Origin of the sequence: Cyclonatronum sp. (assembly GCF_022565315.1) — a bacterium.
Taxonomy (GTDB): domain Bacteria; phylum Bacteroidota; class Rhodothermia; order Balneolales; family Cyclonatronaceae; genus Cyclonatronum.
The window spans coordinates 1-9,843 of sequence record NZ_JAIUMX010000124.1 but is presented as its reverse complement, the minus strand read 5'-3'; the positions used below and the strand labels follow the sequence as shown (position 1 = coordinate 9,843).

The window sequence follows — 9,843 nt, the reverse complement described above, 5'->3', positions numbered from 1 at the left end:
TTCATGCTGTCATTTTTTCAAATAATGTTATACCCATAGTCAATAATAAGGCCCCGGCTTTAATTCCGCATGAACCTGCCCGTAAATGGGCGTATATTATAAAAATATTTATACTTGCCCCGCTATGAGTCCTAACCGTGTTTCTGTCGGTTCGTAGAAGCTGCTGCGGCGGCTTTTTTTAGGTCACAAGGTGCAGCATCCGGAAGCAGCACCAACAAGTACGCGGCAATATTTTATCAGCCTCACTTGGGGGGACATTTCCTGAAGCATTTTGCTTATCTGGACTCCCCCCCTTTCAACCTTATACAACTTATGGCAAAAAAACCAGAATTCTCTATGGGGGATCTTCCCCCGGAAATCAAATTATTCAGGCAGCATTTTCTGAAAGTGCTGCTTGTCATTTTCGTTTTGATCGGGCTTTGGAGCTCCGTTTACACCATCGCCCCCGAAGAGGAAGGCGTTGTGGTAACCCTCGGAAAATACAACCGGACCGTACAGCCGGGCCTGAATTTCATCCTGCCTTTCGGCATTGAAACCCTCTACAAAATACCGGTACAGCGGCAGCTGAAGCAGGAATTCGGCTTCCGTACGGTTCAGTCGGGTCAGCGTACGACCTACAGCAAGGCTCCTTTTGTGGATGAATCCATGATGCTTACCGGCGATCTCAATATCGCCGATGTGGAATGGGTGGTTCAGTACCGCATCGTGGACAGCTACCGCTACCTTTTCCGCGTTCGCAATGCCGATGAAACCCTTCGGGTGATGTCTGAATCGGTGATGCGCAAAATCGTGGGCGACCGCACGGTAAACGAAGTACTCACCGTTGGCCGGCAGGAAGTGGCAACCCGAGCCGAAATGCTGCTTCAGGCCATGTGCGATGAGTACGAGAACGGCATCCGTATCGATCAGATCGTACTTCAGGATGTAAACCCGCCTGACCCGGTTAAGCCTTCCTTCAACGAAGTGAACCAGGCGCAGCAGCAGCGGGAAACGCTCATCAATCAGGCTGAAGCCGAGTACAACCGCGAAGTGCCCCGGGCCCGCGGGGAAGCCCTCGAGATGATTCAGCTGGCCGAGGCCTACGCCCTGAACCGGGTGAACGACGCCTTCGGTGATGCAGCCCGCTTCACCTCCGTGTTTGAAGAATATGTGATGGCGCCTGAGGTTACCCGGCAGCGGCTCTATCTCGAAACCATGGAGCGCATCCTGCCGCGCATGGGCAGCAAAATAATCGTGGATGAAAAAGGCAACAATGTACTGCCGCTGCTCAATCTCGACCAGAACAGAAGAGGAGGTAACTGATTATGAAAAATACCATCCTCATTATTGCAGCCGTAGTAATCCTGTTTGTCGGCTTCAACTCAGCTTTTATCGTTGATGAAAAAAACCAGGCAATCGTAACGCAGTTTGGCCGCCCGGTAGGTGAGCCCATCACCAGTCCGGGCCTTCAGTTCAAAATCCCCTTTATTCAGAAAGTGCAGTTCTTCGACCGCCGTTTTCTGGAATGGGACGGCGACGCCAATCAGATTCCGACAAGCGACAAGAAATTCATTTTTGTGGATACTTTCGCCCGCTGGGAAATCACCGACCCGCTGCAGTTTTTCCTGCGCCTCCGGGATGAGCGCGGGGCACAGTCGCGGCTCGATGACATCCTCGACGGGGAAACCCGTAATGCCGTAGCGAGCAACGACCTGCTCGACCTCGTGCGCTCAACCAACCGCGAGCCGGAAGTAACCGAAGATTTCCTTGATGATATCGAAACCCTCGAGGAAATCACTATTGGCCGCGATGCTATTGAAGCTTTGGTACTCGAGCGGGCCAATGCGCGGGTTCAGGATCTGGGTATCCGCATCCTCGATTTCCGCTTTAAGCGCGTAAATTATGTGGAAGCGGTGCAGCAAAATGTGTTCGACCGGATGATTTCTGAGCGTAACCGGATTGCCGATCAGTTCCGCTCCGAAGGTCAGGGCGAGGCACGTGTGATTCTCGGGGAGATGGAGCGCGACCTTGCGCGAATCCGCTCGGAAGCCCGCCGTGAGGCGCAGCAAATCCGCGGCCGTGCTGATGCTGAAGCGACCCGCATTTACGCCGAGGCCTACAACCGCAACCGCGTGTCGCGCGAGCTCTACCAGTTCCTGCGCACCATGGAAGCCTTCGAAAAAACGATGGATGAAAACACAACCGTGATTCTCTCCACCGACAGCGAGTTCTACCGCTTCCTGATGGGCGGCGGTCAGCAGTAGGGGCACGAAGCCCTTCCCCCAAAATAAACAAGCCGGTACCGGATTTCGTGATGCACGATTTTTCCGGTACCGGCTTTTTTTATGTGATAAAAATCAGCCTCTGAAAATGATGGTACGGCGGCCCGACACGATAATGCGGCGCTCCAGATGGGCCTGTACTGCGCGGGAAAGCACGATGCGCTCCACATCGCGGCCAATCTGCTTGAGCTCGGCCGGGGTTTCTTCGTGCATCACCCGCTGTACGTCCTGCTCGATGATGGGGCCCTCATCGAGATCTTCGGTGGCATAGTGCGCCGTTGCACCGATCATCTTCACGCCGCGCTCATAAGCCCGCTGATACGGGTTTGCACCCTGAAAAGCCGGCAAAAACGCGTGGTGGATGTTGATGACGCGCCCGTTCCAGTCGCGCACGAATTCCGGCGAGAGCACCTGCATGTAGCGGGCAAGTACCACAAGATCTACGTGATGGGTTTCGAGCAGGCGGCGGATCTGCTGCTCCTGCTCCGGTTTGGTTGCTGCGGTTACGGGCAGACAGTGGAACGGCACCTTAAACTGATTCGCAACGGCCTCAAGGTCGGGATGGTTGCTGATAATGAGGGGGATGTCGCAGTCGAGCTCGTCCTCCTTCCAGCGCAGCATCAGGTCGTACAGGCAGTGCGAGGTTTTTGAAACCAGAACCGCAACCCGCTGTTTTTCGTCGGTGTAATGCACCGACCAGCTGAGCTTCAGGTTTTGCCCGAAGCCTTCAAAGTCGGTTTCGAGCTGCTTGCGGGAGGTGCGCAGGTCTGCAAGGGCCACCTCGATGCGCATGAAGTAGTTGCCGGTGAGCAGATCGGAGTACTGCTGACAGCTGAGGATGTTGAACTGCCGCTGAAAGAAAAAGCCGCTGATGGAGGCAACAAGCCCCCGCTGATCGGGGCATTGAATCAGAAAAATGGCCGTAGCCGTGTTCGGGGTCGGACTCATAGCATTTGTAAAGAAAGTGAACGGGTTTTAAAAAGCCTGAAATTAGGGTGATGCGGGCACAATCCCAACTTATGTTGTGGCCGAAGCTTCGTAGTTTAATATTCTTCCGCCGGTAAGCCTGCCGAAGCACCGGAGCCCCAAAGCCAACGGTCACGGAGCTTCGGATTCGGCACGGCAGACGTCATCCCCCGATAAAAAGAAAACAGCCCCCCCAATGAAACGCGTTATTTCGACTGAGAAAATCCCGGTGTATCTCTGGCTTGATGATTTGGAGGATGGTGCCCTGTTGCAGGCGCTCGACCTTGCGAACCTGCCGTTTGCGTTTCATCATATCGCGATCATGCCGGATTCGCACCTTGGCTTCGGGATGCCCATCGGCGGGGTGCTTGCTGCGCGGCAGGCCGTAGTGCCGAACGCGGTCGGGGTTGATATCGGCTGCGGCATGTGCTCGCTGCGCACGGATTTGCGCGGAACTGGCGGCGAAGACCTCAAAAAAATGATGGGACTGATCAGGCGGCTGGTGCCGGTCGGGTTTCAGCATCACGGCGAAGTCCAGCCGGAAAGCTGCATGCCCGCGCTGCCGGATGACAGCGAAAGGCTGACGCCGGTTTCCCTGCGGGAGTTTGAGCGGGCGCGGCGGCAGGTTGGTACCCTCGGCGGTGGCAATCACTTTATCGAGCTGCAGCAGGGCAGCGACGGCTTCGTTTGGATCATGATTCACTCGGGCTCGCGCAATATCGGGCTTCAGGTGGCCGAACATTACCACCGGCTTGCGGTTGAGCGCACTACCGCGCGCGGGGATGAAGTACCCAAAGACCTTTCCTTCTTTGGTGATGACGACCCGCTGTTTCGTGCCTATCTGGCGGAGATGCGTTTCTGCATTGAGTTCGCGCTGGCCAACCGCCGGCTGATGATGCAGCGGGTGCAGGAAGCGGTGTGTGAGGTTGCGGGTGATGTTGGCTTTTCGGGCTTCATCAACAAACCGCACAATTTTGCTGATACGGAAATGCATTACGGGGAGGAAGTGCTCGTGCACCGCAAGGGCGCGACCCGGGCCCGTTTGGGCGAGTTGGGGATGATACCCGGCTCTCAGGGTTCGCCATCCTACATTGTGCGCGGCAAAGGCAACCCGCTTTCGTTTGAGTCGTGCTCGCACGGCGCCGGCCGGTTGATGAGCCGCAATGCCGCCCGGAAAAAGCTCGATCTCAAAGCAGAGCAGCAGAAGCTCGAAAAAATGGGCGTGCTTCATGCGGTACGCGGCAGGCGGGATCTGGATGAGGCCCCATCCTCCTACAAAAATATCCGGCAGGTGATGGCCAATCAGCAGGATCTGGTCGAAATCGTGACGGAACTGAAGCCGCTCGCGGTAATTAAAGGGTGATTTTTTTATTTCCGGATAAACACGAAATAATAGACAAGCGCGATAAATACCCCGCCGCCGATAATGTTACCAACAGCCACATAGAGCAGATTTGCTGATACCGACCAGAAGGTGATTTGGGAGGGCAGGTCGAGATCGACCGTTGCGGTTTCGGTGGTGAGGGCCAGGAAAAACTGAAACATATTACCTGTACAGTGCTGGAAATTCATGGCCGGAACGGCAGCGACGGGCAACAGCAGCGAAAAGAATTGATCGGTAACAGAGCGGCCGGCCATGGCAAGCCAGAGTCCGGCACAGATGAGCATGTTCCCGAAAATGCCGATCACGATGGTTTGCAGCGGGGTAAATGAGACCTTCATGGCGGAGATGGTCTTTGCGGTATCGATGAGGGCATCATCGAACTGATTCACGAGGCCGGACATCCAGAACAGCCCCGCAATGAAGGCGGCCCCTGTGAGATTGGCAAAGAGGACAAGGGTCCAGTTTCGGGTAATTTCAAACAGCGTGACTTTACCCGAAGCCCAGCTCATGGCCGCAAGGTTGTTAGTTGTGAAAATTTCGGCCCCGGCAATGAACGCGAGGATGTAGCCCATGGCATAGAAAATTGGCCCGAGGATAAAAGCTGTGCCGGGGTCAACTGCGGGGTGGGCGCGCACATAAACTTCCCAAAGCGCCCCGAGCGAAATAAAACAGCCGCCGAGGGTTCCCAAAATCAGCGTTTTATGGAAAGCCGCGCGTGTTTTTTTGACGCCAACCTGAAGCACGCGCTCAGCGACCTCATCAGGGTCGTAGGCATCGAAGCGGCTTTTCTCGTGGCGGATCCGGCTCTGCGGCTTATCAGACATCAGATGAATTTCGTGATTGGTAACGGGTGAAGGTACTCAGCCTGATTCAACCCGCCAAACCAAACTGCTGTTCACTGCCGGAAAAAGTACAGGCCGGAAGCCTTTCCTTCAGAACAAAACCAGCATAACCAGCAAGTTGTGTTCTGAAGGATACAGCTCCCGGCCTGACCGAGGGGTATACCAAAATAAGTGTCAGTCCGACAGGTAACCCGTACTAAAACCCAATGGAAGCACCAAATACGAAGAAAATGCGCTCTGCCTGCGGGTTGGTAATCAGCGAGGCGGATACGCCGAGCGGAGTCGCTGCGCCTACAGTGAACTCGCGGGAGAGGGTTGCTCCGACATTAATAAAAGAGAACTGTGTGTTTTCGTACAGCTCGGTCGCCCCTGTTGTGAAGCCTGAGAACAGTGCGATCTCGAAATCTTCGAGGGCCTGCGTGAGCGAAATTTCGTGGTACATGGCGTTGTCGTCGTCGTTATACACGAACATGTTGGTGCTCAGGCCGAGGCTTGTGTTCTCGGAGAGCGCGGTTTCGTAGGAAAGCCCGATTTCAACGAAGTGCGCATCGCCGGTGAACACAGAAACGGGCTCATCCGGGAAGAAGTAGTCGGTTACATGCAGGGAGAAATCACCGGCTGAGGTCTCGAAAGTGTAGCCGGCAAAAAAGTTGATTTCAGTACCATCGGGGTTGCCGTTGGTAGCATAAGCGGCCCAGGCGCCGATTTCAAAACCACCGTAAGTAAAGCTTACTTCCGGCATCAGGCTGGGTGAGCTGCCGAAATCGGCACCACGCCATACGTAGCGGCTGTTGAGCTCAAGGCTCATATCGAACTGAGCTTCGGCTTCGGTAGCCACAACACCCAAAAGGGCAGTGCTTATAAGTGCAACTTTGGCCATACCGGCCAGGGTAGTAATTATTTTTTTCATAGCAGTGATTTGTAGGAGTTTAATTTGAGCCATGCATGCCCCCTCAAGCCTTGCAGTAGCTTTTATTGTTTTGGGAATTTTACAGGATACAACGGTTAAGGTGCGGCGCGTGCGCGATTGGGGATAAATGCTGTTTTCAAGTAATACAGCTTTTAACCCTTTCATAAAGGCCTTCGGATTTTCAAATCCGAAGGCCTCTTGCAGTTGTTTGATTGAACGATTGATGTGATTCGGTTGGGTTCCGGATTTATTTATCCATCACAGGTTTGAGTTCAGGAGATTCAAATCCGTTGGTTTCAACTCCGGCAAAGTTCGGGTAGGCCGGAACGCCGTGCTCGGCAATATCAAGGCCCTGCGCTTCGAACGCTTCGCTTACACGCACTCCGATGGTGTACTTGAGCGCAGCAAATACGCCGAACGCGAACAGGAAGGTAAAGCCGTAGATGGCAACTACGCCGATAAGCTGTGTGAGTACTGAAAACTCAGCCACAAAAATACCTACCGCAAGCGTGCCCCAGATACCGCATACGCCATGTACTGCAACTGCGCCAACAGGGTCGTCGAGCTTCATTTTGTCCAGACCAATGATAGCAAACACCACAATTGCGCCGGAAATGGCACCAACGATGGCAGCAAAGAACGGCGAAATTACATCGGCACCGGCTGTAATACCTACCAGACCAGCAAGGATGCCGTTAAGTGCCATGGTTGCATCGAGTTTATCGATAAACAGCTTGGTTACCAGCATCGCACTAAGTGCACCTGCCGCAGCAGAAATTGCGGTTGTTACAAACACAAAGCTTACAGCAACCGGATCAGCACTAAGTACCGAACCGCCGTTAAAGCCAAACCAGCCGAACCACAGCAGGAATGCACCAACTGTTGCCAGCGGGATGTTATGGCCCAGAATTGGTTTGATGGTTCCGTCTTCTGCGAACTTGCCTTTTCGGGCACCCAGCAGAATAATACAGGCCAGACCCGCAATACCGCCTACCCCGTGAACCAGGGTTGAGCCTGCGAAATCATAGAAGCCCAGCTCGTCGAGCCATCCGCCGCCCCACAGCCAGCTGCCTGTGATGGGGTATGAAATGGCAACCAGCAGGAAACCAAAAATCATGAACACATGCAGCTTAATTCGGCCGGTAACGCAACCGGAAACGATAGTCGCTGCCGTAGCCGCAAACATGGCCTGGAAGATAAAGTCAGTCCAGATGGTCATTTCCTCACCATAAGCCGGTGTGAGGTAGGCAACAGGATCAGAGCTGTCGAAGCCGATCCCAAAGCCGCCAAAACCGAACCATCCGTTAAAATCACCGGGGTACATGATCTGAAACCCGATGAAGCCGTAGGCGAGAATACCGGTACAAAGAATGAATACATTCTTGTAAATCACATTTACGGTATTTTTCGCGGCTGTCATTCCGCTTTCAACCGAAGCGAAACCAAGGTGCATAATAAAAACCAGAGCGGCTGCCAGCAGCACCCAAAGGTTATCAATAATAAACTTGGTGTACTCCGGTGAAGCCATAAATTCTTCCATGGAGCTGTAAACGGGCTCGGCAGAAGCAGATCCTGCATACAACAAGGTTCCCGAAAAAATTAAGGCTGCAATAGTAGTTATTCTTTTTTTCATAAGCATATAGGCTTAGTTAGTGTGCATTTAGTTAGCAGTTAGTAGCTGTTGCTAAATTCTCTACAATGCCACTGCATGTCAATCATTATTTATGCCCAAACTCCTATTAGCCTAACTTTATGAGGAATTTTATGTCAAAAAGCGCTTTTATCTATGTAAATCAGATTGAAACATTTAAAGTAAAAGCCCTTCCAAACAGCGTTATCTTTTTAATATACATCAGGCTCAGACCCGTTTTTTTCCCAAACGGCTGCCAGTAAATGGCGTATGACAGCCAAATCTGTATAAGGCTAATGAAAGAATAATTCTATCTTTCGGCTTCATCTGAAGACCTAAGCTGAAAATTAAATGCGATTCTTTCTGCTGTTTACTGCTATGCTGATGCTCACCTGCACAAAACCCGATTCTGAGCCGGCTGTTACGGTTCTGCAAGCTGATCATCCGGCGGATGCAGGTTCCCGGTACCCTTTTCTGCATGCTGCCGCGAACGGACAGCTCCTCATGAGCTGGCTTCAGGAAACTGCGGCTGGCCGCTTCGCCCTCATGTTCAGCCACCTGGAGCGGGAAGAGTGGTCAGAGCCTTCCATTATTTTTGAGGGGGACGACTTCTTCGATAACTGGGCCGATTTCCCCTCCGTTACCTGGTCGCCCGCCGGCTACTACGCTGCGCACTGGCTGCGTAAGGTCGAAGGCGGACCATTCGCCTATCATGTACAAATCTCGTTCAGTGATGACGGCCGGAACTGGTCGGCCCCGGTTACGCCCCATCTCGACCGCTCCCCCTCTGAGCATGGCTTCGTTTCGATGCAGCCGCTCCCCAACGGGCGCGTTCTGGTTGCCTGGCTCGACGGTCGCAACACCGCCGCCGCCTTTGAGGGCGAAGCAGAGCCTGACGGCCATGTACATCACAACGGGCACAGCCACGGCGGCGCAATGACGCTGCGCTCGGCTGAGCTTTCCCGCGATGGCAGCATCAGCCACAAAAACGAAATCGACAGCCGCGTATGCGACTGCTGCCCGACCGCGCTGACCTTCAGCGGAGATACCGCCAGGGTAATTTACCGCAACCGCAGCCTTGATGAAGTGCGCGATTTCTACACAGCCTCATACAGCCCGGAAAGCGGCATTTGGACAGAGCCCGTGCCGGTCCATGGCGACGGCTGGCAGATCGGCGGCTGCCCGGTAAACGGAGCGCAGCTTTTTGTACATGATAATTCTCTCACCGCAGCCTGGTTCACAGCAGGGCAAAACGACGCCCGGGTGATGACCGCTACCGGCAGCCTAAACGAACGGCATTTCGGTGAGCCGCAACGATTAAGCGTTGGAGATGCTCTCGGGCGGGTCAACAGCGCCGTTTCGGGTTCGGAGGCTGTTCTGGTCTGGCTCGAAATGCCGGATGACCAACCGGGAATAGCTTCCGTTTACTTCAGCCGCAAAACCGACGGCACCGGCTTTTCGGTTGCCCGCATCATCAGCGATTTGCCGGTGAGCAGCTCACGGCTTTCGGGCTTTCCGCAGCTCGCAGCGGTTCCGGGTGAGCCGGGAACGTACCTACTCGCATGGACGCGGCATGAGCCCTCTTATGGCATCGAAATGCGGCAACTGCATTTCGGTACATCATCCCACTGACACAAAAAAGAACCCCGTACGCCTTCTCTCTTTCAACTTATTAACACAAACTATGGAATTCACCCTGATAACAGTTGTAGGTCTTCTTGCGGCTACCTGCACAACCATTTCATTTCTTCCTCAGGTTATCAAAACATGGAAATCGAAGTCAGCCAAGGACCTCTCCCTTGGGATGTTTTCCATTTTTGCTACCGGCGTTTTCCTTTGGCTTGTTTACG

At 53.7% G+C, this 9,843-nt stretch carries 9 protein-coding genes; 5 read left to right on the top strand and 4 right to left on the bottom strand.

All coding sequences use genetic code 11. The features are described 5' to 3' along the window. Nucleotides 1–312 precede the first annotated feature (312 nt). A complete protein-coding gene (hflK, locus tag LAT75_RS13855; protein ID WP_291483273.1) occupies nt 313–1,302 on the top strand; it encodes an FtsH protease activity modulator HflK in 990 nt (329 codons plus the stop codon). Nucleotides 1,303–1,304: 2 nt separating this feature from the next. After that, nucleotides 1,305–2,243 (top strand): protease modulator HflC, encoded by a 939-nt coding sequence (gene hflC, locus LAT75_RS13850; RefSeq protein WP_291483272.1) that lies wholly within the window; start codon nt 1,305–1,307, stop codon nt 2,241–2,243. A 93-nt stretch (nt 2,244–2,336) separates the two neighbouring features. Here the strand turns inward: hflC and purU are convergent, their stop codons facing one another. After that, the gene (gene purU / locus LAT75_RS13845) at nt 2,337–3,209 is read right to left on the bottom strand and encodes a formyltetrahydrofolate deformylase (RefSeq protein ID WP_291483271.1); all 873 of its coding nucleotides are present in this window, start codon (nt 3,207–3,209) and stop codon (nt 2,337–2,339) included. Nucleotides 3,210–3,423: 214 nt separating this feature from the next. On the opposite strand from purU, the gene LAT75_RS13840 reads away from it, so the two are divergent. After that, the gene (locus tag LAT75_RS13840) at nt 3,424–4,590 is read left to right on the top strand and encodes an RtcB family protein (protein ID WP_291483270.1); all 1,167 of its coding nucleotides are present in this window, start codon (nt 3,424–3,426) and stop codon (nt 4,588–4,590) included. 5 nt (nt 4,591–4,595) lie between these two features. On the opposite strand, the gene LAT75_RS13835 is transcribed toward LAT75_RS13840, so the two are convergent. The 3 genes from LAT75_RS13835 to amt form a co-directional block, all read right to left on the bottom strand. After that, on the bottom strand, nt 4,596–5,435 hold the full coding sequence (locus tag LAT75_RS13835; RefSeq protein WP_291483269.1) for a formate/nitrite transporter family protein: 840 nt from the start codon (nt 5,433–5,435) through the stop codon (nt 4,596–4,598). 214 nt (nt 5,436–5,649) lie between these two features. Further along, nucleotides 5,650–6,363 carry a TorF family putative porin gene (locus LAT75_RS13830; RefSeq protein WP_291483268.1) on the bottom strand — a complete coding sequence of 238 codons (714 nt, stop codon included), beginning with the start codon at nt 6,361–6,363 and terminating at the stop codon, nt 5,650–5,652. Between the two features lie 247 nt (nt 6,364–6,610). Then, entirely contained in the window at nt 6,611–7,996 is a 1,386-nt protein-coding gene (gene amt / locus LAT75_RS13825) for an ammonium transporter (protein WP_291483267.1), read from the bottom strand. Between the two features lie 348 nt (nt 7,997–8,344). Between amt and LAT75_RS13820 the strand changes: the two genes are divergently transcribed. Next, nucleotides 8,345–9,625, top strand: coding sequence for a hypothetical protein (locus LAT75_RS13820; protein ID WP_291483266.1), 1,281 nt, complete (start codon nt 8,345–8,347; stop codon nt 9,623–9,625). 52 nt (nt 9,626–9,677) lie between these two features. Then, nucleotides 9,678–9,843: PQ-loop domain-containing transporter (locus LAT75_RS15680; protein WP_363320577.1), on the top strand; the 166-nt coding region annotated here is incomplete at its 3' end.

What these genes read in the sequence shown, in the direction of transcription:
- hflK (WP_291483273.1), top strand. Translation starts at nt 313, where the DNA reads ATGGCAAAAAAACCAGAATTCTCTATGGGGGATCTTCCCCCGGAAATC.
- hflC (WP_291483272.1), top strand. Translation starts at nt 1,305, where the DNA reads ATGAAAAATACCATCCTCATTATTGCAGCCGTAGTAATCCTGTTTGTC.
- purU (WP_291483271.1), bottom strand. Translation starts at nt 3,209, where the DNA reads ATGAGTCCGACCCCGAACACGGCTACGGCCATTTTTCTGATTCAATGC.
- LAT75_RS13840 (WP_291483270.1), top strand. Translation starts at nt 3,424, where the DNA reads ATGAAACGCGTTATTTCGACTGAGAAAATCCCGGTGTATCTCTGGCTT.
- LAT75_RS13835 (WP_291483269.1), bottom strand. Translation starts at nt 5,435, where the DNA reads ATGTCTGATAAGCCGCAGAGCCGGATCCGCCACGAGAAAAGCCGCTTC.
- LAT75_RS13830 (WP_291483268.1), bottom strand. Translation starts at nt 6,363, where the DNA reads ATGAAAAAAATAATTACTACCCTGGCCGGTATGGCCAAAGTTGCACTT.
- amt (WP_291483267.1), bottom strand. Translation starts at nt 7,996, where the DNA reads ATGAAAAAAAGAATAACTACTATTGCAGCCTTAATTTTTTCGGGAACC.
- LAT75_RS13820 (WP_291483266.1), top strand. Translation starts at nt 8,345, where the DNA reads ATGCGATTCTTTCTGCTGTTTACTGCTATGCTGATGCTCACCTGCACA.